At 58.6% G+C, this 25,704-nt stretch carries 10 protein-coding genes; 5 read left to right on the top strand and 5 right to left on the bottom strand.

Annotated features, from left to right (window positions below):
• The first annotated feature begins 74 nt into the window (after positions 1–74).
• The 4 genes from NZK35_RS22040 to NZK35_RS22025 all read left to right on the top strand — a co-directional run bounded on the left by NZK35_RS22040 (position 75) and on the right by NZK35_RS22025 (position 4,840).
• Positions 75–1,082, top strand: a complete 1,008-nt coding sequence (locus NZK35_RS22040; RefSeq protein ID WP_259634685.1) for a DUF3500 domain-containing protein — start codon at positions 75–77, stop codon at positions 1,080–1,082.
• A 93-nt stretch (positions 1,083–1,175) separates the two neighbouring features.
• Positions 1,176–1,886 (top strand): ZIP family metal transporter, encoded by a 711-nt coding sequence (locus NZK35_RS22035; RefSeq protein WP_259634684.1) that lies wholly within the window; start codon positions 1,176–1,178, stop codon positions 1,884–1,886.
• A gap of 230 nt (positions 1,887–2,116) precedes the next feature.
• Positions 2,117–3,442, top strand: coding sequence for a PQQ-binding-like beta-propeller repeat protein (locus NZK35_RS22030; RefSeq protein WP_259634683.1), 1,326 nt, complete (start codon positions 2,117–2,119; stop codon positions 3,440–3,442).
• Positions 3,443–3,517: 75 nt separating this feature from the next.
• Positions 3,518–4,840, top strand: coding sequence for a Gfo/Idh/MocA family protein (locus tag NZK35_RS22025; RefSeq protein ID WP_259634682.1), 1,323 nt, complete (start codon positions 3,518–3,520; stop codon positions 4,838–4,840).
• Positions 4,841–4,980: 140 nt separating this feature from the next.
• On the opposite strand, the gene NZK35_RS22020 is transcribed toward NZK35_RS22025, so the two are convergent.
• From NZK35_RS22020 to NZK35_RS22010, 3 genes are all read right to left on the bottom strand, one after another.
• Positions 4,981–6,621: a hypothetical protein gene (locus NZK35_RS22020; RefSeq protein ID WP_259634681.1), complete on the bottom strand. Its 1,641-nt coding sequence runs from the start codon at positions 6,619–6,621 to the stop codon at positions 4,981–4,983.
• Positions 6,622–7,018: 397 nt separating this feature from the next.
• Positions 7,019–7,291, bottom strand: coding sequence for a hypothetical protein (locus NZK35_RS22015; protein ID WP_259634680.1), 273 nt, complete (start codon positions 7,289–7,291; stop codon positions 7,019–7,021).
• 18 nt (positions 7,292–7,309) lie between these two features.
• Positions 7,310–20,809: a putative Ig domain-containing protein gene (locus tag NZK35_RS22010; protein WP_259634679.1), complete on the bottom strand. Its 13,500-nt coding sequence runs from the start codon at positions 20,807–20,809 to the stop codon at positions 7,310–7,312.
• Positions 20,810–21,188: 379 nt separating this feature from the next.
• Here NZK35_RS22010 and NZK35_RS22005 point away from each other — a divergent pair, with 379 nt between their 5' ends.
• On the top strand, positions 21,189–22,382 hold the full coding sequence (locus NZK35_RS22005; RefSeq protein ID WP_259634678.1) for a GNAT family N-acetyltransferase: 1,194 nt from the start codon (positions 21,189–21,191) through the stop codon (positions 22,380–22,382).
• 161 nt (positions 22,383–22,543) lie between these two features.
• Here NZK35_RS22005 and NZK35_RS22000 read toward each other — a convergent pair whose 3' ends face one another.
• Positions 22,544–24,937 carry a sulfatase-like hydrolase/transferase gene (locus NZK35_RS22000; RefSeq protein WP_259634677.1) on the bottom strand — a complete coding sequence of 798 codons (2,394 nt, stop codon included), beginning with the start codon at positions 24,935–24,937 and terminating at the stop codon, positions 22,544–22,546.
• A 292-nt stretch (positions 24,938–25,229) separates the two neighbouring features.
• On the bottom strand, positions 25,230–25,565 hold the full coding sequence (locus NZK35_RS21995) for a Rieske (2Fe-2S) protein (RefSeq protein ID WP_259634676.1): 336 nt from the start codon (positions 25,563–25,565) through the stop codon (positions 25,230–25,232).
• Between the last annotated feature and the right edge of the window lie 139 nt (positions 25,566–25,704).

The following is a 25,704-nucleotide window of genomic DNA, read 5'->3' as shown; positions in this document are numbered from 1 at the left end:
ATTGCACGACAGCCTCTCAATTGGGTTACACTTTCGCACTCCATCTCCGCCCTCCGTCCCTTCCACATTCCATCATGAACACACGCATCGCATCACTGCTCATCCCACTCCTGCTCGTATCTGTCGCATCGGCGCACCCGGGTCACGAATCCAGCCCGGCCGACGAAATGGCCGCCGCGGCCAACGCGTTTATCAAATGGCTCACGCCGGAGCAAAAGGCCAAGGCCGTGCTGGACTTCAAAGTCGACGAACGGGAGAACTGGCACTACGTCCCCTTTGACCGCCAGGGCATCAAACTGAGTGAACTGAGCCCGGCACAAGACCATTACGCCTACGCGTTGCTGAACACGGGGCTGAGCCAAAAAGGGTTCATGACGGCGACGACGATCATGAGTCTGGAACAGATCCTTCGTGAGAAAGAAAAACGTCCCGACGTACGGGACCCCGAAAAATACTACGTGACCATCTTTGGAAACCCCGGCAAGCAAGGTGCTTGGGGTTGGCGGTTCGAGGGCCACCACCTGTCGCTCAACTACACCATTGTGGACGGAAAGGTGGCGGTAACACCGGCATTTTTTGGTACCAACCCCGCCGAGGTTCGCGAAGGACCGCGACGCGGAATTCGTCCCCTTGGCGCATTGGAAGACAGCGCCCGCAAGCTGGTCCAATCGCTCGGCAACGCCGCCGTGTTTAGTGACAAGCCGCCCAAGGAGATCTTGTCGGGTCAAGATCGCACGGCCACCCCGCCGGAAATGCAAGGCGTGAAAGGAAGCGACATGAATTCGCAACAGCGGGAACTGCTGTTGGGTGTCTTGTCTGAATTCGCCAGCAATGCTCGGCACGAGATCAGCGAGGAAGCGATGCAACAGATTCGCGATGCCGCCGAGAACCTTCGATTCGCCTGGGCCGGTAGCACGAAACTGGGCGAGGCGCACTACTTCCGCATCGTCATGCCGCAAGCGTTCCTGGTCGAATATGCCAACACGCAAAACGACGCCAACCACGCCCACGCGACCTGGCGCAAGTTCAACGGCGACTTCGGCCGCGATCTGCTCGGCGAACACATCAGCCAAGCGCATTGACATTGATGCTCGACGCGGAATTCCGTCCGGATCGCGACGTCGCCAGACACAGCTGCAGACGCAATTGCCGGTTGACCAGGAGATCGCATTCTGATGGAGCCCATCATTCAATTGATCGTCCTTACCGCCGTTGCCGGCGGGGCGATCCCACTGGGCGGTGTGGTTGCGTCGTTCGAGAAGATTCGCCCCGGATGGCTCGAAGAGGAATTCCGTCACACCGTGATTGCGTTCGGCGGTGGCGCCCTGTTCTCCGCGGTTGCATTGGTGCTGATCCCCCACGGCACCGAACGAATCGCGACCTGGGAAGCAGTGCTCGCCTTTACCGCCGGCGGGCTGTGCTTTTGGGGATTGCAGGCGTTGCTCAATCGAAGTCAATCCTCCGCGTCTCAACTTGTCGCCATGCTGTCGGACTTCATTCCAGAAGTGATGGCGTTAGGTGCATTGATCTCCGCCGGCAAGGGCGGCGCGCTGCTGCTGGCGGGGATCATCACCCTGCAAAATCTGCCCGAAGGCTTCAATGCCTATCGCGAGCTTCGCAGCACCGGCATGGCAAGCCGCAAAATCTTGTGGTGGTTCATGATCGCGGCCTTGCTCGGTCCACTGTTGGGCTTTGTGGGATACCTGGTGTTACCCGATCACGAGGCGGCTCTCGGTTGGATGCAAGTCTTCGCCGCAGCAGGCATTCTCTACTTGGTTTTCGAAGACATCGCACCCCAAGCGACACTGAAAAACAGCAGCTTTCCGCCGCTTGGTGCTGTGTTCGGGTTCCTGCTCGGGCTGTTCGGAAAACTCTTGGAGGGGTGATTGGCCTGGTTGACACCGCCTTTCAACGTTCGACCTCCCGACTTCGCTCGCCCCTCCTGCCAGAAGAACGAATCGCGAAAAATGCACGACCTTCGTGTGCGAGGGAGGTTCTTCGTGTGCGAGGGAGGTTTCGTCGCATGGCAAACAAGAACGCGTGTACGCGTTTGCGTTGCAATGGTAAATTGACGGCCCGCCTTTGACGCCTGCCCCCGATTCGACCGACTACGACGATGCCCTTGCCCCGCTTCTTATTGCTTCGCCACGCACTGAGATTTGTTGTCTGCCTTTGCGTTACTGTCGTCGCCGGACAACGACGGACCGTTCACCCCCCTGCCCGCGTCGCGACGTCAGTCTTGTTCCGCTCGTTGCTGGTGCTTGTCCTTCCCATCGGCGTTTCGTCCTGCGCAGCCGAAGATTGGTACCGCTGGCGGGGACCCAATGGAAATGGAATTTCAACCGAAACGGAGTGGAACTGCAATTGGAAAAATGGGCAGCCGACAATCGCGTGGTCCCATTCGGTCGGCACCGGGTTTTCGTCCGTCGTGGTCAAAGACGGACGTGCCTTCACGCTCGGACACGTCGGTGACCAAGACGTCGTCTTTTGCCTGAACGTCGCCGACGGAAACGTGGTTTGGACGTTCGGCTATCCCGCGGAATTGGACGACCGCGACTTCGAAGGTGGTCCGATTTCGACACCGACCGTCGATGGGGATCGGATCTACGTGATGGGGCGTGCCGGTGAACTGTTTTGTCTGCAGACGTCCGATGGAACCAAAGTGTGGGGCAAGAATGTCGCCGAGGAGACGGATGTGCGATTGCCCGGCTGGGGATGTTCAGCCGCTCCGCTGGTGATCGGTGACAAACTGTTGTTGAACATCGGCGAGTCCGGAGTCGCGGTCGACAAGCATAGCGGCGAACGGTTGTGGAACTCCGATGACCGGGAATGCGGTTACGCGTCGCCCGTGTTGATCCCCGACTCCAATCCGACCGCGGCCGTGATCGCGTCGGGACGCGCCTACATCGGGATTGATGTCGAGTCGGGCAAACAACTTTGGGCCGAGCGTTGGTTGACCAGTTTCAATTGCAACGCCGCCGATCCGATCATCCATGACGGCAAGATGTTTCTCTGTTCGGGATACAATCGCGGCGCGGCACTGTTCGATCTGAATGACGCGACGCCGAGTCTGATTTGGAAATCAAAGGAGATGAAAAACCAGATCCACGGTTCGATTCTTTATCAGGGCCACCTCTACGGCATCGACGGCGACATGGAAACCGGCGCACGGTTGCGTTGCATGGAGTGGTCGACCGGTGAGATCCGCTGGTCGGTCGATGACCTGCAACCGGGAGGCTTGGCGTTGGCCGGCGGTAAGTTGCTGTTGCTGACCGAACCAGGAAAATTGATGATCGCACCGGCGACGCCCGACGGCTGGGACCCCATCGCTCAAGGGAAAGTCTTGGACGGAAAATCCTGGACCGCCCCCGTCCTCTCCGGCGGCCGCATCTTCTGTCGCAGCGTCCAAGGTCAACTCGTCTGCGTCGACTGCCGTGACTAGAATACCCGTGGGAGAGTCCTCCCGCCTGTCGATCCCCTGACCTCCCCGGCTTCGCAACACCCACCTCATCCAACGATGCCCATTCAACGTCGATCCTTTCTCGCGGGAACTGCCGCCGCCGCGACACTCGCCTCCGCCCCCAAGATTCACGCGGCCTCCAAAGACAAACAATACCGCACGGCGTTGATCGGGGCCGGATGGTGGGGCATGAATATCCTGCGTGAAGCGATGGCCGGCGGCCAAACCAAAGTGGTCGCGCTGTGCGATGTCGATTCTGATCGACTGGAGATCAACGCCGAGGAAGTAACGGACTTGTCGGGCGATACCCCACGAACCTACTCCGACTATCGCGAGCTGTTCGAAAAGGAAGACGTCGAGGTGGCGATCCTCGCCACGCCGGACCACTGGCACGCCCTCAATGCGTTGGCGGCGATTGAAGCCGGCGCCCACGTCTTTATCGAAAAACCGACCGGCCACACGATCGGCGAAAGCAAAGCCATCTTGGCAGCGTCCCGAGCGTCGGATCGGCTGGTCCAAGTCGGTCTGCACCGACGCATCGGCCCCCACCATGTCTCCGGCATGAAATTCTTGAAGGACGGAGGTGCCGGCGAGATCGGGCTCGTTCGCATGTTCGTGCACAGCAAGGGCGGCGCGGAGAAGCCGACACGCAACAGCGAACCACCGGAGAACCTCGATTGGGAGATGTATTGCGGCCCCGCGCCACTGCGTCCCTATTGTCGGCGGATTCACCCCGGCGGCTTTCGTCACTTCCTGGATTTTGCCAACGGAACCCTCGGCGATTGGGGCGTCCACTGGCTGGACCAGATGCTTTGGTGGAGCGACCAGCAATCACCCCGTAGTGTGCATTCAACCGGCGGACGACCGATTGCCGGGGCCGCCATCTTGAATGCCGACGAACAAACCACCGACGCCCCCGATCATCAGACCGCAACCTACGAATTTGATTCCTTCACCGCAACCTGGGAACATCGCAAGTTTGCCGGGCAAGGCCCCGAGCAAACCAGCATCGGCTGCTACTTTTTCGGCACCCAGGGAACCTTCCATCTCGGATGGCGCGATGGTTGGACGTTCTATCCGGCCGACGGCAAGAAACAAGTGATCCACCAAGACGCCCAGTTGCAAGAACCCGACGGTCACAACCTGAAATTGCTCTACGCCGATTTTCTTCGCGGAATCGAATCGGGAAGCCGCCCCGTCGCGGACATCGAAGTCGGACACCAAGCCACGACGCTCGCCCTGCTGGGCATGCTCTCGATGAAACTCGGCCGCAGCGTCCGCTGGGACTCCGCCACCGAAACCATCATCGGTGACGAAGAGGCCAACGGCATGCTGAAACGAAAGTACCGCCAGCCCTGGACGTATCCCGAAATCGGTTAGTCGCTTCGGACAGGGACAGGTACAGGTAGACAGGAAAATCGGTGACAAGAAAATCAGCATGGGGTTGAGCAGGACAAGGGCAGCATCCAACTGAGCTCCTCATTTTTCTGCCCCCTCTTTTTCTGTCATTCCCCTCCCAACTACCGCAGCAGCCGTGTGTACTGCATGCGAAACGCCCCGTCGTATTGTCGATCGCTGGACGTCAGTGGAACGGCATAGCCGGCTGTCAATTGGGCCTGCTGTTTGAATTCAAACGTCGTTCCCACGACCGCGCTCGTCAGACTCGTCGTTCCGCCCCAGTTTCCCACCTGGATGTTCCCGGCCGTCACGATCGACGCGTCGTTGTCGAGCGAATTGCTGTGGTGGACCTCCACGGTGGGAATGATCCCCGTCAAACACGCCGCGTCATCGTTTCGGTAGGCCCAACAACCTAAAGCGACATCGAAAAAGTAGTAGTCGGGATCATCGAACGAACCCGCCGCCTGCAGTCCTTGACCGAAATTCGTCCACACGTCGTTTTCGTCGGTCGAAAAACTGAATTGGGTGAAACCTTGTGCGAACCATTTCTCCGACGGCATGTACAACCATCCCAAGAACGGTTGGATTTGCACGGCGTCGTTTTCGACACGCAACAGCGGCGTTCCATCGGCCAAGTCAACGGCGATGTCGTCCGCCGTCGAAAACCCGAAACCGACGCCACCGGTCAGGGCGTACGTCTCGGTGCCGTATAAGAGGGCTTTGACGTACAGCATGATGTTGCCCAGTTCGGCACTGGATCCGTTGGAGACCGCGGTGCCGGTTGCGTTGAAATCGCTGACGGCATCGGTCGCGAACGGGATCCGCAACTCCGCCGACACCTGGCCGTCGAGAAACGTCTTTTCAAATCCGGGCGTGAACCGATTCAGGCTGCTGGACGCATTGCTGGCAACCACATCATCGAAAAAGCTGTAATTGAAGAACACACGGTCCTGCGGCAACACGCTTCCGCCCTCGGCGATCTTCATCGATCCGACGCCACCGTTTGCCACGCTCGGCAACGCCGTGTCGAAGCGAATCAGATAATCGTAGAAATAATACGCGTCGAAGTCCTCGCCGCCGTTCATCGAATCCGTCCCGCCTTGCAGCATCGCTCCCGACGCATTCGCGTTAAAGACGGTCGTCCCCGTTAGCGCATTGCGACTCTGGAAAGCCGCCTGGACGCCCGTGTCGTAAGTGCCCGGCGGAGGTTGCAGCAAGATGATGTCGTAGGCCTGTGCGGTCGAAGCGAGCTGGGCTTGGATCTGCGAGATCGTATCGACGGTCGTCAACGTGGCGTTGCCGGCGATCGTGCCGGCCAAGCTGGCCGCGGGAAATGTCCCGCCGGCGCGCAAGATCGCTTGTGCTTCTTGAACGGACGCCAAACTGCTCGCGTAGATGCCGACCGGTCCGGATTCCGAAATCATCAGTGTGCTTGTCCCCGGCGGCAACGTCGCGGGAGCATCCAAGTCATTGGCAAACACGAACACACGATCGAGCCGATAGTCACCCACCGCCCGCGCCCCCGGACCGGCAAAGAAATCGCCGATCATCGAGGGGAGTCGATCCTGCAAGGTTGTGCAAGCGATATTCTCACGCGAGAACATTGCATCGCAGCATTCGTCCAGGGTGTCGCATTCGACGCTATCACACACCGGTGCGTCACAGCAGCCGTCAAGAAACTCGTCCTGTGCATGCAAACAGCAATCGCCAGCAGCAAACAGAGCCGCCGTTGCGGCGAAACGAAGAACAGTGCGTCGAATCATCACCCGAATCTCCTTCCCCGACATCAAAAATGCCGCTCGACTACCTCCAGCCAACACGCTCCGAATCCGATGGCGAATCGAAGGCTGCACAACCACCCCACAGACTGGTATCGGCGGTCGGATTATGTCAGAGGCAACAGATCATCCGAATTCGCGGGCGACACGATTGGATCGAGCAAAAGAATCGCTACGTCCGCGACGGTTCTCCCAACCGGTAAAGTTTGCCAGGAGTGGAGGGGCAGACAGTAAAATGGGTGACAAGAAAATGGGGGACACGATGCTCTGACCGATCGGCCACAAGATCAACAGACCCTAACCGCAATAAAACCCCCTTCCCCTTTTCATTTAAAACCCCTTTCCCCTTTTTCATTGATTGAGCATCGTATCGGCGATCTCCCTACTGCTGCGTGTTGTTCGCATCGCTGCTTGGCGGTGGATGCACAACGAAGGAGACGGTGGGCATGTTTATTTTCCACAGCTTGTGACTGGATTCCGAAATCAGCACCAGTATCGATCCCCCTGGTTCTTGCTCCCAGACTGCTGAAACGTCGATCTCAAGGTTGGTACCGCAAGGTACTTGCTCAATAATCGGATCCTGGCCGATTCGTTTGATCCAAAACGAATATGACTTTCCAATGTATCTGCGTTTGACGTGCTCGAGTGCATCCATCGGTCGCTCGCCTGATTGCTAGAACCTAGGGAATCGTGATCCCCGGCACCACGGGAGTGGAATCTGAATCCGGCCCGCTCCGACGCCGTGAGTGTGAAAAAGAAGCTGCAGGTGGATACACCAGAGCTGACGTCCGAGGATCGTCCAGTAGTGGTGCCCGCCGTGTAGTGCGATTCCAAACGTGCGATTACCGATTGTAAGTTTGTATTCGATGATCGTCGTCAAGCCAGTGGCGTCAGTCGCAATCGAAGGGGCGTTGAGCGCGTAGCGATAGAAGTTCACATCTTCCGATTCGATCCCCAGTGGGTCTTGCTGTAGGAATCTTCCCGTCAACGGAGACATGAATCGGGCTCTGAAGAAGTAATCGTTGGTTGAGAAATCCAATTCTCGCCCCGTAAAGTTGTAGCGGTCCGCCACGGTTGAATTCGTACGCGAGAGGAGCGATCCGAAAACGCCGAATTCACTATGATTCTGTACGTTCGGTCCCAATCCTTGGATGTCTCGGATCGAACGCAGATGATCGGCTAGGTACCAAGACGTTCCTAGCGCGGGTTGAAAACGCGCAACATTTTGGTCCAACTCATCTCGGAACAGGTAAATGCTGGTCCGCTCACCCGTTTGCCGCAAGTCAGCCCATACATTGCTTTCATGAAGCACAAAGAAAGTACGTTCATCAAGATCTGGGCCTTCTCCATCTGAATCAATACGTTGAGCGACTCTGCGGCCGTGGGAATCGTAGGTGTATTGGACGGTTTGCGTCAGGATCGATCCGGCGGCCGGATTCGCGACGCTTCCTGGATCGCTGCTCCAGTCGTCGACGCGAACAAGGCGGTTGTGGTGATCGTAGCGGAACGTTCGGGTGACGCCCGTTTCCAGGTGGACGCGTTTGATCTGGTTGCCTTCACCGTCATACTCGTAGCGGTAGATGCCATCGCTTACAAGTTGATTGGCGGAACCGGTTGTGTAGGATTGTTCGTCGCCACCGACCATTGATGCGAGGCGGTTGCCGTTGGCGTCGTAGGTGTAGTGCTCGTCCGCTTGCCCGCTGAAGATGGCGTCGGTCACTTGACCGGTCAAGTCATTGCCGTACGTGATACTTTGAGCGGACTGCGGATTTTGGTGCGTGCGTTCTTCGGCGGTCAAAAGCCCACTGAAATCGTAGTCGTAATCGTATCCGGCGAGCAGTTCGTCGGCGGCGTTGCGATGAATCAGCTCGTCGGATCGGCTGGCGGTGTCGTAGGTCCGTTCGGTTCGGCCGACGAGCGTGTTTGCGTCCAGATCTGAATAGCGGCGGACTTCTTTCTCGCGGCCGGCGGCGGTGTACAAGAAATCGACTCGCGCCGGATCGACGTCAGGGGTATCACCCGCGGGCACATCGGCGTCGTACCATTTTCTGATCCAGAGACGGTTGCGCGAATCGTATTCCGATTCGACGGTGACTCCGGTATCGTCGTACGTCTTCGTGAGGTTGCCTTGTGCGTCATACTGGTAATTCAAAATCACCCGCGGGACGTCGCGATCGCCCAGTGGGTTGTTGTCGACCGACGTCAGCCGGTTCAACTCGTCATAGGTATACGAGTAGCGGCTGTTCGAATCGCTCGCCGTCAGCATGTTGCCGAGCGCGTCGTAGCTGAATTGAATGGTTTCCACCAAGGCATTCGGATCAGTCGCATCATCGGGTGCGTTGTACCAGCGTTCTTCGACAAGACTGCCGGCGTGGTCGTATTCAAACTCTCGGCGTCGAGCATTGCGATCGATCGTCATGCTCTGGTTGCCTTCGGCGTCATAACACGTCAATCGAACGTGTTCGGCCGCCGTGTCGGTTGCACAGTCTGCACCACTCGGGTCGTCGTAAAGTGGATCTCGCGGGTCGGAGGGATTGGCGGGCGAGACGGGATCGATCGGGGCGATGCGTTCGAGCAGTTCGTCGTTGGAAAGCGTTTGCAGACTCAAGTCCGCGCCGACCAGCTCGACCCAGTAAAACGGATCACGTTCTTCCACCACACGGTTCAGTTCGTCATACACCCATGTCGTGATGTTGCCAACGGGATCCTGCAGCAGCACACGATTGCCGTGGGCGTCGTAGCGGTACTGGACGACGCCGCCTTCGGCATCGGTCTGGCGGATCAACCGATCGTTTGGGTCGTATTCGTAGTCGGTGATCCGGCTGAATCGTTCGTCGATGGGTGTCGCCGGCGATTCGGTCAGGTTGCCGTTTGCGTCAATCGACTCGGGACTGACGATGATCTCCCAATCGAGCAGTTGATCGTCGTAAAATTTGCGTACGATGGTGGGCGGATGATTCGGATCCCCTGCCAGTCCCGTCGTCTCCTCAATCACTCGGGTTGACGAATCGTATTTGGTTTCCATCTGTTCAACGAGTGTCCCGTCGGCATCATACGAGGCCTCGCGAGTGACTTGACCGAATCGGTTGTACTGGAAGGTCTCGTAACTTCCATCCGCGTACGTGATCTGTGACGGCGAACCACAGGGACAGGCATTGGTGTAATCAAATGTCGTCGTGTTGCCGTTGAAATCGGTAAACGTCGTTCTGCGTCCCCGGCCATCGTAGGTGAACGCCGACATGTTTCCCTCGGCGTTCGTGATTCGTGTCAGATTCCCGCGCGGGTCGTAGTCGAAGGCGGTCGTGGCACCGGCCGCATTTTGGACGGAGTTGACTCGATTGCCGTTGTCATACGTGAACGTCGTCACGATCGGCTCCGCAAAGGGATCGGATTCGGTTCCCCGCTCCGTGAGACGAATGATGTTTCCGTCGTTGTCATATTCACGCTCGGAAACAAATCCCAACCGGTCAATGATCCGAGTCTCGAGATCGGGGTTGTTCGGATCGCCGTACTCGCGATAGGTCACACGTCCAAGTGGATCCTGTTCCTCCAGCACGTTGCCTCGATCATCGTACGTCAGCTCCGTGGGATTTCCGTTGGCATCGCGAACCACCGCAGAGTTCGACTCGACGTCAAAATCACGATCATCGATTCGGTTCCCGGTGGCATCAACCACACCTTTAAACTCATACTGTCGGCTGTCGGGATGTTGCTCGTAGACCGCCGTCAGAACGGCGTCACCTTGGGGATCGAAAGCCTGGTCGAGGTAATGGGCCGGATTGTCGCGATAGGTGTAGGAAGTGGTCAGTCCGGTCAGATCGGTGACGCTGCGGAGATCACCGATGACATCGTATTGGTAGATGATTTTGTCACCGGACGGTTCAACGACTTCGGTGATGCGACCTTTCGGATCGCGAACAAAGTCCAGCGACGCGCCGCTGGAGTGCGAAATGCCGTCGTCGGTAAACGTGACGACGTTTCCGTTGAGATCGGTGATCGATTGCAGGCCTTGGAATTGGTTGTAGCGGTACTTTAGTCCGTCCTTGGTCGTGAGCGTGTAGTTGTCTGGATTGATGCCGCCGGCCAGCGCGCCGACAAGCCCGCCGACCGCGACGGTCGTTTGATCGATGGTGAGGGTGTCATAAACGCCCGGATCAGGGGTGAAGACCGGTCGACCGGTTGATCCGAAGAAACTGCCCCGTAGATCGGTCACGTTGTAGGTGAATCCGACCCGCTGGCCGGAGGGATTGGTCAAATAGACCTTCGTCTTATCTTCGACAAACTTGTCATCGCTAAAACTGAGTGCTCCTCCTTTCCCAACGGCACCGGCTTCGAAGATCCTCGCGTCTTGCACACCCAGGCTCCAGCCGTAGCCGAAGTCGCCTTCATCGCCCGCGTTGAGGGTGTCGTAAACGCGCGTGACGGCGATCGGGATTCCCACCAATGGGATCGACACATCCGTGAACTCCAAGCGGAAATTGCCGAGCTGCAGGTTGCCTTCGACGTTGACCGTCGTCGGTTGCACGTGGCCCCGACCGTTGACGTCATAAGCCGCAACGACGATCGCGTAGCCGTCTTTGGACACTGCCGAACTGTCGAACTCCGCCAACACGCCGTCGTGGACTTCTTCGGTCCCTTCATTGATCATCACCCAATCGGGATCGGACAGGTTGATCCCGCTCAGTGAAACCTTGTCGGCACGCGCATAAAACACGCGGTAATACCACAGATTATCTTCGGGATCGTCGACGGTGCCTTCGATCGTCACCAGCCCCATCACGTTCTCACCGACCTCCGGTGACGTGATCACCACCTGCGGCGGCTGATTGTCGGTGGGGTCAAATCCCGGATGCGGCGGCAGGTCCGGAGGAATGACGGTTGCCGGATTGGTCGGATCGACGGGCTGATTTGGCCGAGACGGATCGACGATCGTGACCGTCCCATCGCTTTGGCCGCGCAATCCCGCCGTGTCGATTGCGAACGCTTCCAACGCAACCGTGCCGGCGGTCTGGCCGGTCAGGACGATCGCGCCGGTGTCATCGAGAGTCACCATCGCGCCGTCAACGATCAAGCCGACGTCCACCACACCGACGTTGTCGGTCGCCAACACGCGGACGGTATAACTGGAGCCCTGATCCACCTGACCGTCGCCTTGGAAGGTCCGATCTCCGGCAATGATGGTGAATGAAACCTGAGGCGGGATGGTGTCGTCAAGCAACGTAATCTGCCAAGCCTCGCTCGCCGATTTCCCTCGATCGTCGGAAACGGACACCGTCACATTGGAAGTGTCTTCGGCAAAGTCGGCGGTCTGCCAGATGATGCGTCCAAACCGATCGATCGTCATGCCATCGGGGGCATCTTCGTTCAAGCGGTAGGTCAGCGGATCGCCATCGGGATCGCTGGCACGGACGGTGTAACGGTACGTCGCACCGCGCACGACGGTGTCGATCGGCGTCGAGTTGATCTGGGGGGCGCTGTTGACCGCGACGGACAGGAAGTAGGTTTGCGAAGAAGTCGCACCATGGACGTCGGTCGCGGTCACCACAATCGTCGGGCTCGGGTCTTGTTCGCTGGGCGTCCAACGGATCAATCCCCCATCGTCGATCGTCATCGTCGCCGGCAGATCGCCGGCGATCGAGTACGTCACCGCGTCACCGTCGGGATCCACGCCGCGGACCTGGTACGTGTACAGCGTTCCTGCTTCGGCGGCAAAGCCCGGCGTCGAGGTGATGATCGGGGCGCGATTTCCAACGGTCCCCTTGCTCGGATCGCCGGGGACGACCAGCTCGTCGGACGACTTGATGACGACAGTGTACGCTTGCGTTCCCGTATTGAATCCATCGCTGACTTCGACCACGACGTCGTGCGAGTCGGTTTGAGCAGCGGTCGGCATCCAACGAATCACGCCGGTCGATTCATTGATCTCCATTCCATCGGGGGCTTCGAGCAGTTTCCAGGTCAGCGGGTCGTTACCCAAATCCTGGCCGCCGACCGCGTAGATGTAGACTCGGTCGCTGTAACCAACCGTCGGCGGAATCAAAACGATCGCCGGAGCGACGTTGTTGCATCCGACGTCGATGCTGAATCGTTGCGTCGCCTGACCGACCAGGATATCGGTGGCAGTGATCTCAACGAAATGGCTGCCGATCTGCGACTCATCGGGAGTCCAGCGGACGACACCGGTGTACGGATCGATCGACATGCCACGAGGCGCGACGGCCAATTCCCAAGTGACCGGATCTCCGTCGGGATCGCGTGCGATGGCATCGTATTGATAGCCCCGGCCGCTGACCGAATGCGTCGGCGGCACGGAAGTGATTTCCGGAGACTGGTTGATGTCGACCGATGCGACGGTCAGATCGAACATCTGGGTCGCCCCCCCGCCTCGCCCATCGCCAACCTCGATTTCGATCGCGTTGCTGGTTGCGGCATTTGACGGTGGTGTCCAACTGACGATTCCGGCGGCGGTGATCTGCATGCCATCGGGCGGATCGATCAATTGATAGGTCAGTGTGTCTCCGTCAGGATCAGAGGCTTGCAAGTCGTACGTCCAGTCGAGTCCGAACCGGGCGGTCGGCCGGGGCGATGAATGGATCACGGGATCCCGATTGATAGCCGAAGCGTCGTTGATGCTTAACGTCCAGTCCTGTGAGTCCGCCCCGCCCCGACCGTCTTCGGCGATGATGGAGAAGGTCACTGCGGATCCCGCTGCGGTGTCGGGAACGTTCCACACGAGTTCTTGATACGCGTCAACCAACTGGTCGCCGGTATTTCTCAATTCCACTGGCGAGATGGTGATCCCGTCCGGAGCGGTGTCACTCAGCCGCCACGTCACCTGATCACCGTCGGCATCTTGGGCGCGCAGCCGATGGGTGAAAGGTTTTCCGGCAGTTGCCATCACAGCTGGAGCGGACGTGATCGCCGGGGCGACGTTCGGCGCGGTGACGACCACCTGGAACGATTGGACGGTCAATCCGCCCCGACCGTCACTGACTTGTACCAGCACGTTGTGGCTGCCGAGTTGCTCCTCGGTCGGCAGCCAAACGATCGAACCGAGTTGCGGATGAATCGTCATACCGCCCGGCTCGAGCGGCAAACGGTATTCCAAGGCATCGTTTTCCGGATCCATCGCGACGGCGTCATAGCGATACAGATCGCCTAGCGTTACCTCCGTCAGCGCGGAGCTGGTGATGACCGGCCGCTGATTCAGACCGCCGCTCACGTCCGAATTGACAAAACTGACGTTTGTCGCCGATTGGCCTGAATTCAAGCGAATCGTATAGACGCTGTCAGCGGGAAAACTGGGACTCCAGCCCTGCTGGATGACCTGCCGAACGTTGTAGTCTCCGGCGGCCAAGTTCTGGAATTCAAAGTGGCCTTCTGAATCCGTCTGAGTAAATCGTTCGCCGGGATCGAACACGGTGTTGTTGTTGGAGTCGATGAAAACGGTCCAACCCGGCAAGCTCACTTCAGAGGGATCCGGCTGCTGGGTGACCGAGTCCAGGCCTAATTCAACGTAGTCAAACGCAGTGTAGGGTTCCTGGGAGGCGACAAACCGCACATCCAAGTAGCCGTTCCATGATGTACCAATGTCGTTGAACACCTGATCGAATTGGAGACTCGCGGAGGCCGACTGAATCAACCCATTTTCGCTTGCCGGCTGAACCGAAAGCGGAACAGCGATGGTTTCTCCAGCCGAGCCCGATCCATCGTTCACAATCACCTCAATGCTCGCCGGGATGACGTCGTAATCGCCAAAGACGACGTTCACGAAAAGCTCCGTTCCTTCAGCGACACTTTCCTTGGGAACCTCAAAACGAAACTCAAACGTCGGCTCGTTCGGGATGCCGGCACCGGTGGGATCGGGAAAGTTGTTGCCCTGGTAGGTTGTCGACAGAGCGATGTCGGTCCACTGAGAACCGCTGGACCCCCGATCGACGAACCCGAATCCGTTGATCGACTTTCCATCGAGTTCTGCGAGGTCGCGGTTATCAAATTCGTCTCCGGATCCGGTTGCGACGTCAAGATTGCCGTTCAAGTCCGGCAAAAACTCGCCGTCTTGTAGTAGGCCATTTCCATCGGTGTCGACCGGAGCGTTTTGTGCGGACAGAAGTGCTGACGGATCTTCAAAGCCGAATCCGTCAACATCGCCGATGGTGATTCCCGTAAACGCGTAGGGTTCCGATGTAATCGTTCCGGCAATGGATCCGGACCCCGGTGCGGCGAGCTGAATTTGAAACGATTGGTCGTCTACCCCACCGCGGCCATCGGAAACGGCGACCGTCACATCGACCGCTCCATTCTGGTCGGCCGGGGGTGTCCACGTGATTCTGCCGGCCGAATCAACGGTCATGCCGGCGGGAGCAACGGGAAGGCGATAGGTCAGTTCATCATTATCCGGATCGACTGCGACCACCCGGTACTCGTAGACATCGCCCAGGTTAACGGGGATCGACCCGAGGACTTCGTTGGTGTTCGCGTTGACGAACGCCAGATCGAACCGGGATGGTGCACCGGTTGCGAATTGGACGTCAAACGACACGATCTGGCCGGGAGCGATGTCGGTCTGGACTCCGGTCAGATTGACAAAGCCGACATCGGTGTCGGAGGCGACGACGTTGATCGGGATGTTGCGGATGATGCTTTCACCCAAAACGTCGGAGAACACGTTGGTGAAGGCTTCAGCGGCCGCCGCATCTTCTCTCAAGAAGTTCAAGTCCCAAGTGATGCCGTCGACTCCCCAGGCCAAATCGACGTATTCGGTGCGAATGTTGGCCACGTCGCCTCGTCCGACCGGCTCGCTTCGAACATACTCGCCGCCATCGGAGACGGTGAAGCCGGTTCCGCCGTCACTGACGTAGGCGGTCCCGTCGGCAGCAACACCAAAGGCGAGTGCGTCGTTGGAGTCTTCCATTCGCGCGTTGGCGACGATCGAAAACAGGATGTTTTCGTTCTCCAGGCGGTCGGCGATGGACGTGAACGAAACTGATCCGTTGACCGTCGTTCGTTCCTCGTCGGTGACCAAGATCACGACCCGCGACGCTTCGTCCCGGAACGAATAGTTATTCAGCGTGTACTCGATTCCGTCGTATCCGTCCTCCGCTCCCGAACGCGAGGTGCTCAGCGAATCGGTTGCGGTGGCGAAGTCGGTCGCGGACATCCATCGATCGGCGCCAGACTGCCGCACGCGGGCTGAATTGGCGAATCCGACCAATCCGTATCGGTTGTTGGTCAGTCCCGCCCCGACCAGCGATTGATCCAGCGATGAAATGATGTCACCGAGCCACGCCTGTTCACCAGCCATCGACCCCGATTCGTCGACCACGAACACGATGTCGGCCGTTCCTAGATTGCCGCCCGAATCGGACAACGTCAGCGAGATGTTCGATTGAACCGTTCCACCAATTTCTAAGGGGACGGAGAGCTGAGTGGGATTGGTATTGCCCGAGGCCGGATTGTTGACTCCGGCGATCCCATACGACGTGTTGGGCGTTGACACGATCGTCGGCGGATGGTTCTCCGGGTTCGGGTGAACGCAAACGACAAATTCTTGAATCGCCACGCCGCCGTTGCCGTCGCTGACCTCGACCGTCACGTCGTGATTGCCGATTTGGTCGGCCGAGGGATTCCATCCGATCGCGCCGGTGGCCGAATCGATTCGCATGCCAACGGGCGATTCGACCAATGCGTAGGTCAATGTGTCTCGATCGGGATCGATCGCCTGAACATCATATTGGTACGGATCCGTTAATCCCAATTGAAGGGAGTCGGTCGTGATCGTGTACACGACATCGGTAAAGTCGAAGTCGGTCGAATCCTCCCAGGCGAACTGCGTCTTTCCGTTGGGAAGAATCGTCGCGTGAAGCCGATCCACACCGCCGTGTGCTTGTTCGTACGAGAAGAAAGCCGCTCTGTTTCCGTCTCGGTACTGTTGCGTTGTTCCGTTTTGAATGATGTAAGCGGCGTAGAGTTGTCCCGTACTGAGGTCAATGGTGGAAACCGCTCCCGCCCCCAGCCCGCTGCGGAAAACCACGACAGAGTTGTCGGCAGCGAGTGCGGCGGCCCCATACCCTGGATCGCCTGGCGACAATCCATTGACCGTTCCCTGTGGGTCATCGATTCGATAGACGCCGAATTCGTTGTTGAAGGCAGCCTGTCGAATCGTCCAGTCAAATTGTGTCGGGACCGTTTGTCCGGCCACACCGCCGAGCAGAAAGAACTTGTCGTTCTGCTGAAGATCAACGTTGATCCCTGGATGATCACCCAACTCGGCAATCGTGACCGGCGTGCTGGTGATCACCGGTGGGCGGTTGGGTGGTGCTTGGGAAACCGTGATGGTGTAGCGTTGTGTGGCAACGCCACCCTTTCCGTCGCTGACGCGAACGGCAACATCGTGCTGGCCGATGTCACCCTGGGTGGGCATCCAGGTGATCAAACCGGTCGACGGATCGATCGTCATCTCGCCCGGCGCGGTCGTCAAGCCATACGTCAGCGTGTCGCCATCGGCATCGGTCGCGTCGACGTTGTAACGATACGTTCGATCGTAGGGGGCTCCGGTTCCGGGGATCGTCGTGATCACGGGCGGTTCGTTCAGTTTACCCAGGAAAATCAGTTCATAGTCAAACTGATGCTTCAGTGGATTTTGAAACGCGATCGTCGGCGATCCAGTCACTTCGTTCGGTTCCAGCGTCCCGTCGTCGACGGCACCGCTGAAATCGAAGTACGGCGTGCCGTCTTCCAGATAGCCGTCGGGATCGACGACCGACACCGAAGGATCGCTGATGTTGCGGACGCCGACCAACAGGGGCACTTGGCTTTCGAACACGCCGTCGTTGCGTGTGGCCAGGTCGACATACAACTGCCGCTGATCCTCGTTGAACGACGTGCGGCCATACACCCCCGAAAAGCTGCCGGTGATGTCACTGTATCGATCCAACTCAATTCCCGACGGTTCACGGCCCGTCAGTGAGACCGTCACCGAGCGGCTTTGCCCATACGCATCGAACGCTTCGACTTGGTAAGCATTCAAGCCGACGGCGACATCGACGTGCGTGTAAAACGTTCCGCCGGCGTCCAGCGCATCGACCGGTTTTCCGTTGACCGTGACGTAAGCAATCGAATTGGCGAACTGCTGGTCCACATTCAAAAACGGAGTCGCGGCGGTCGCGATGCCGGACAAAACGATCGTCGATGGCTCGATCGCGGCTTCCGTCGACGGGCTCACGATACTGATGTCCGGCGGCGGCAAGGCATCGACGGCAAATTCGATGACACTGGGATCGACGGCCGGATCGGAGGACTGGAGCGTGAGTCGAACTTCAAGGAATTGCCCGCGAACGTCCTGGAGCGTCGCAGCCGATTCGGTGATCGTCCATGGCAACGACGCGATCGAACCCGGATCGTCGGACGCCCTCACGCGAATCGTCAGATCGCTGCCGTCGGGAGTGTCGGCGATCGCTCGCGCGGTGGTCCAGACGGTACGGGTTCGCCCCGAATCGATCGTTTCGGTCCAGGTGCCTTCCCGGAGCAAGTTGGCCCGGACGCTGCCGGTGGAATCGCTGTAATTGTACGGCGAGTTACCGGTCGGCACGGACAACGCGACTTGGTCCGTGTCGGGGTCGACTTTGATCGCCGCATGACTGCTCAACGAAGTGGTCCAGAAGAATCCGTCCGCATCGACGGCGGCACCCTTGAGGGCATGCGCCCCGGTTTCGACGGTTTTGGCTTGAAGGAGCGTTCGCCGGTCGTCTGCGAACTCCCACTTGAACAAATAGGTACCGTCGTAGTGCGCCGCCCAGACGTCTCCGTTGTGGTCGACCGCGACACCGCCACCGCTCGATTCACCCGTTGCCGAGTTGTAGTGATCGATTTCGCCCGTGGCCGGATCGTAACGTGTCAGATACGACCCCTGCCAACCGGAGGTCCAAACGACGCCGTTTTCGTCCAGCGTGATTCCGTACATGGTTTGGCCGATGTCGACCGAGCCCAGGTACGATTGCGTGTTTGTATCGATTCGATCCAGTTGGCGGGAATTGGCCGTCGTGCTGTAAAGGATTCCGTTGCTATCGATCACCGATCCGTACGGCGCCCCCGAGACGGCAACGATTTTTTCGAACGCGCCGCTGTCTTCGTCGAAGACTTCATACTGATTTCGGTTTAGCAATCCGACCCACAGTTTTCCATTGCCATCGATCGCGATGCCACGCGCCCCGCCGCCGTAGTTCCACTGATCTGGATTGCTCCGATTTCTCCCCGCGTGAATGGTCATCGCGATGCGTTCGTCATCGGGTTGGCCGTCCCCGTTGGCGTCCCAGGGCAACATTTCGTTGCCGGAAATGCGTCCGTCGCCGTTGGCATCGAAGCTGGTGTCCACCACGCCGTTGCCATTGCGGTCGATGAATCCGTCGTGCAGGATTTTGACGGCGTTGTACGGAATGCTGGTGTTGTCACCGCGATTGGCGACCCAAGCCGCGCCATCCCCGGTGACCGCAATCCGCGACGGATTGGTTGCACTGTTGGCGCCGGTCCGGTAGCGTCCCAATTCTTCACCCGTTTCGGTATTGAATTTCGAAACCGTGCCATCGCCGGAATTGGAGATCCAGATGATCGGCAGGATCTCGATCCCACCGGACGCGTTCAACTGGATCGAACCGGCATTCTGGTTGGCCCGCAAGTTGAAGAGTGCACCGGATGCAAAGTCATCCGCAGTGGTGTAGACAAACGAATTCGGGTGATCGATCGGCGTGGAGACGACCGGCGGCTTCTGGGAATCCGGCGAGACCGTGGTGTCGGGGATGGAGAGCGGTGCGGGCGTGCTGCGAGATCGTTGCGAAACAAAGTCCCCCACCGCCACCGAGCCTGACGGCACATCCACGTTCTCTCCCGTGTAACCGGGGATCAGATAGTCGACAATGCGCACCTTCGTCGTCGTGTCGGTGTCGTCGTTCGCGAGACGAAAGATCAGGTTGGCCGTTTCACCAGCGATCACGCCGGACAGATCGACCCGGACCTTCGTGCCACCGTCGACCGGTTCGGTCAAAACCCCTGACCCGGCGACCGCCCCCAGTTCCTCCGTCACGTTATAAAACGCGTCACGCGTGGCGGTGTACGGCGCGATCAGTGGGTTGCCGAAGCGATCGACCAGTGCGACTTCGAACGCATCGTTGATGAACTGGCTGTCCCCGCGGTCAAACTGAAGATCGCTGTAGGTAAAACTCAGCTCGCTTGCACCAGCGGGAACCACAAACGTCGTCTCCAAGGTCGTGACAAACGAGTCGCCCTCGGTCAGCACCGCGGTGCAGCCGTCGGCAACCACGCGTCCTCGGCCGGCGTCCGATCCTCCCGATTGCGAGGTTCGCCATCCCGTCAGGTCATCGACAAACAGTGTGCAGCTGTCATACGGATCCTGCATTTGGACGTCGATGATGACATCGTCGAACCCTCGATTGCCAATCATCATTCCCGGCCAACGACTGGCGTGCATTTCCCAGCCGATCTGTGGTGATGTGGCCTCGGTCGCAATCGATTCGGTCAACAGTCTCAAGTGCTGGTCCGAGTCTCCCAGATCATCCGACGGCTGCAACACATAGACCCCGAGGTGTTGGCCGGCAGGAAACGTGTTGCTCTGGGTAAACGGTTCGGCGCGAAACTTGGAATAGGCCACTCCGCGATGCGCCGACGCAAACACGGCCTCTGGATAATCGGGGTGTTCCGGCGACAATCCGCCGACCGACCCCGATGCGTCGTCGGCGATGAAGAATCCCAGTTCGTTGAACTCTTCGCGTACAAACTCGAAATGGGCCGATAGATCGACAAGTTGATCGTCATCACCGGGCAGCGTCATCAGCATCACGCTGGTGAATCCGGCCGGGGCAAGATCGCCTTCGGCTTCGGGACTCGAGCCCCGGATTGATCCATCGCCGGTCTGCTCCAGTCCGTTGATCACCCGCAACGCGTCGACGGTGGTCAACCTACCGTCGCCGCTGGTGTCATAAAAACTCTGCAGTCGGTTGGATCGTGCACCAAGCGTGCCTGACCCATCGGATGTGGCGATCTTGTTGATCACCCGCAACGCATCCATGGAACTGATCTGGCCGTCATTGTTCACGTCCAACGACCGAGCTGGATTCTGCCAATCCGACGCCAGCAGCATTCTCGGTTCCAGCTTTTCCATCAGCGCGTGTCGGTGGCGTCTGCGTTTGCGACTCGGCTTCCTGCGTGCACTGGGCGAGTTCATGTAGCCTGCCTTACGGGGGTCAATCTCGGGTGAACCCCGGTATTCTTGTTGGCTCACCACGCCCGTGCCACCGTCATGACCAGAAAATCCCGCAACATTTCCCCATCCGTCATCACCGACACCACCCGAGCCCCTTGAAACGGGCTGACCGAATGCGATGCATCGCGGCGATTCGTCGCGGATCTTTTCGGGCGAAATGAGCGATGTGAACCCGTGAGACTGGACCTTGGGTGGGTGAAGTGCCGCAGTGCAGCGATGTCGCAAGTTTGCAACGTATGGTTGGCAGTCATCCGTTTGGAATTCCATCGAGTCTGCCATGGCCACCCTTTTATCCTCTCCGCCATCCCCGTGTTGTGAGACGAAGACAGCAGCGCTACGCGGACGCATCATCGACGATCCCGGCGCACTGGAGTCGTTGGTCCCGGCCTGGCGACGGCTGGTCGAACGCTGTGCGTGGCGAAACCCCTGTTACGAGCCGGAGTTTTTGATTCCGCTCTTGAAGCACCGGTCGGAAACGTCGGCGCGTTTGTTGGTAGTCGAAGGGACGCGTGCGAATGGCGACAAGCCAGAAATATACGGGGTGATGCCCCTGGTGAAACAAGCGTTTTATCGCTTGCCGATCCATTGCGTTCACGCGTGGCGCCCGGATGAAGCGTTCGACTCCACCCCGTTGTTGGATGCCGACTGCGCCGGTGAAGCACTCGCCGCGATCTTTGCTTCGCTCTCGGAAAATGGCGTCCGATTGATGGCCTTTGATACCGTCTCGGCCGCGCCGGAATTTGATCAGGTCCTTCGCAGCACCGCAGTCCAAAACCGACTTTCGATCTTCAACCGCGATCGTTTTTCGCGGGCGGCGGTGGAGCCTGGCGGAGACGCCGAAGTGTACCTCCGCCAATGCATGTCAAAGAACCGTCGAAAAAAAGCCAGGAAACTTCTCACCAGGTTGCAGGGGGAAGGCGAAGTCGCCTTCCAACACTCAGGGGGCACAGAGGATCTTCACCAATGGGCACACCAATTCGTTGACTTGGAAGCCAGTGGCTGGAAGGGGCGCGAGGGCACCGCGTTGGCCTGCCGAAGTCAATCACTTGCCTTTTTTCTGGAAATGGTCGATCGCTTCGGACAACAGGACTCGATCCGATTCGGCCGACTCACGCTCGATGGGACCCCCATCGCCATGCTCGTCGACCTCCACAGCGGCGGACACGTCAGTGGATACAAGACCGCCTACGATGAACGATTCGCTGAGTTTTCACCCGGCTTTTTATTGGAACTGCAAAACGTTCACTGGCTTCACCAATCGGGATGCGCCGTCTGCGATTCCTGCACCGACCCGAATAATGCTCTCATCAACAGCCTCTACGCTGAGCGACTTGCGTTCCAAAGTATCGTGATCGGCTTGGAAACGAAGATGAACGGGGCGGTCACCACGCTGCTCCCGCTCATGCAAAAGTGCGTGAGATTCGCCAAAGGATGCTACTCAGGACGGACCGGTCAACTCGCCAACGTGTGAGACGTGACGATGAAGCAGAGTTTTTCGAGTCACCGGTCAGCGGCCAACTTGCCAAAACCATTTTGAAGCAAGCCGACCAAGACAACGACAAACGCGTTTGATTGATCGAATTGGCAAAACATCTCGCGAAACAAAAGGAATGATGATGCAAGCCGATCCGCTCAGTCGCCCTTGGCCTTCGTGATCAAGAAATCGATCAACTTCTGGCTGCGAAAAAAGCCTTCCCAGAAATTATGCCCTTGGCCATCGACACGTTCCAATGTGATCGCATCCGCATTCCCGGCCGACCGGTAAGCGGATTCCAGCACGGCAGAGTTTCGATCGATCGGGACCACGCGGTCGTCGTTTCCGTGAATCAGATAAACGGGGATGCCGGCTTCAGCGATCACGTTCAGATTTTTAGCAGGGTTTAGCTCATCCTGTCGCTGTTGAAGTTCATCCGCCGAAACGCCATAGACCGCGGCGGCGCGTTCCACACCGGGATAGCTGGTGTAGTCAAGGACCGGATAGATGCCGCCGATTGCCGCAACGCGTTTCGGACGCTCGATCGCAAACCGGCTGACGTACAACCCGCCTCGACTGCGCCCCAGCAAGGCCGGCTTGGTGCTGTAGCCCCGCGCGACCATTTCGTCGTAGAAGGCATCAAAGAACGGTTGGCTGTGGGGGCTTCCGTAAGCTTCGCCGACATCGATTCCCGCGACGGCGATCCCGGCATCGAGGAACTGCTGGTGCATCCACGACTCATGCGCGTCGGGATAGCGCGACAAGGCGGGCGCGTAAAAGATCCATGGCTTGCCGAGTTTCGACTTTGCCGGCGCTTCGGGTTTCATCAAAAACGCATGCCGATCCGCGACGAAGAACGTTTCCCCGTTGGGTAGCACTTGGGTGCGTTTGATGCGTCCGTCTTGCTGGGCCTTGGACATCACGTCGGATTGGCGATTCCACCGAGCTTCCTTCCCGCGGGCTTCGTCAGCAAGATTTTTTGTGGCGAGTTCGATCGAATCCTGGAGTTGCTGTTCCCATGCCGCGACCAACTCGGCCAGCTTCTCGGCATGCGGCAAGGCAAGATCGACCGACTCGATCCGATCGTTGGACAGATCGTACAACTCCCACGGTTCACCGATCGGAGACACAGCTTTCCAGCGTCCCCGTCGGATCGCCCGGTGGCCGTCATGGTACCACCAAAGCGTCCGCTCGTCCGCGGAAGACGCGTCATCCAAGTCAGCGAGAAAACTTGTCCCCGGCGGCGGCGGGGCATCGTCGGGGTGCGTCGCGCCGGTCAAGTCCAGCAGCGTTGCGGCGACATCGATCACGTGTTGGGGGTCACGCCGAAACTGACCGTGATCTTTGATTCGATTCGGCCAGGAGACGATGAACGGAGTCGCGATGCCGCCCTCGTGGGTCCATGTTTTGTGGCGGCGAAACGGAGTGTTGGAGGTGGTGGACCAACCAGGGCCGAGGCACAGATAGGTCAGTGCCGACCCCGGCGGTTCGGCCGGATCATGCCCGTCGCCTCGGACCATGATCTCGGCGCTCGCGCCATTGTCGGACAGAAACATGATGATCGTGTCGTCCCAGCGATCCATCGCGCGGACCTGATCAAGGACACGTCCGATCGCAATGTCCATACGGTGGACCATCGCTGCATGAATCGCCATCTTGGTCGCTTGGAACTGTTTCTGCTTCTCCGTCAACTGATTCCAGGCCACGGGACGGTTGGTTTCACCCTCGCCAAGGATTTCAAACGCCTCGGGGAAATGGTACGGTGGCCCCAAGTCTCGTTCGACTGCCGAAAGGTGATCGGCCGATTGGGGATCCAACAGCCCCATGGCTTGCATGCGTTGCCAACGTTGGCGGCGGATCGCTTCCCAGCCACTCTTGTAGGTATCGGTATACAGCGCGATGTCTTCCGGCAGCGCGTGCAGCGGGAAATGCGGCGCCGTGAACGCCAGGTATTGAAAGAACGGTTGATCGGGATGTTGTTCGGCGTGTTCCTTCAAGTTCTCGATCGCATCATCAGCCATCGCGCTGGTCAAGTAAAATTCGTCGTCGAACCGCAGCGGCCGGATGGGTTTTCCGTTGGGGCCGTTGTTGGGCTTGAAATAGCGCCCCGTCTGGTTCAGCGATGTCTTTTCGAATCCGCAGTTGGTGGGCGTGTCGTCGATGTGCCATTTACCGGTGTGATAGGATCGGTAGCCAACCTCAGACAACATCTCCGGCAGCAGCACGGCCCAATCGGGTCGCAGGCCACGGTTGCCACCGCCGCTCGGAACGCCTGGCAAAAAGTCGCGACGGATTTGCTGGGCGTAATATCCCGTCATCATCGATCCGCGTGTCGGCCAGCAGCGCCCGGTGTTGTAGAACTGGGTGAACCGCAATCCATCTTCAGCCAACGCATCCAGGTTCGGCGTCTGGATTTCACCGCCGTAACAGCCCAAGTCGGAGAACCCCAAATCGTCGGCCAGGATGAGAACGATATTGGGTCGATCGGCTGACTCCGCCCTGAGATGCTTCGGAGACAGCCCCCCCAAGAACAGGAATGCAGTCGCGAGCACTGCGAGAGGAGCGAGTGGATGTCGCAAGAGACGCGAATACATTCGGCTGCAACCGTGATAAATGGAGTCAGAAAACGAAAGGATCACATCAGACCGCCAATCAGTCTGACGCGTCCCCACCCAATTCTCAAGTCATTCCTGCGAGATCACCGTGCAATCGAATCAATCTTGACGAAACACTCCAGCAAGATAAGCGAGCGAACCACTAATAAGAAAACCCACGGATGGCAGCGCGAACCCACGGATGACAGGGTGCAAAAGAATCCGTGGGTTCGCGCTGCCATTGGTGGGCTTAGATCTGGACTTCCACGCGGCCGTCTCGCTCGCGTACCGGGAAGGTGCGTTGCAGCGGCTGGCGGTTGACGGTCTGGATTCCGGTGGCCAGTTCGTATTGCCAGCCGTGCCACGGACAGGTCACGCAAGTCTTGCCGGCATCAGTTTTGGAGAGTTCACCTTTGGCAACCGGGCCGCCTTGATGGGCGCACAGGCCGTCGAGCGCGTAGAGCGAATCCGCGTCGCGGAAGATGGCGATGACGTGCTCCCCCACCACGACCTCCAACGCCTGGCCGGCGGAAAGATCAGCGGCACTCGCCACATCGATCCAATCGTTCTGAGATTCTGATTGCATTGTTTTTTTCCTTGGGAGTGCTGCCCCCGTCGACGGGCGCCCGGCAGCGACTCTGACGCCAAGCGAGGTGTTCTTGGGGCGCGACCGGACGGCTCGCGCCGTTCCGCTCACAGCTTGAGGGTGTGTTTTTGTTAGCGGT

Origin of the sequence: Stieleria sedimenti, from assembly GCF_025060895.1 — a bacterium.
Classification (GTDB): domain Bacteria; phylum Planctomycetota; class Planctomycetia; order Pirellulales; family Pirellulaceae; genus Stieleria; species Stieleria sedimenti.
This window is presented reverse-complemented; position numbering and strand designations above follow the sequence as displayed.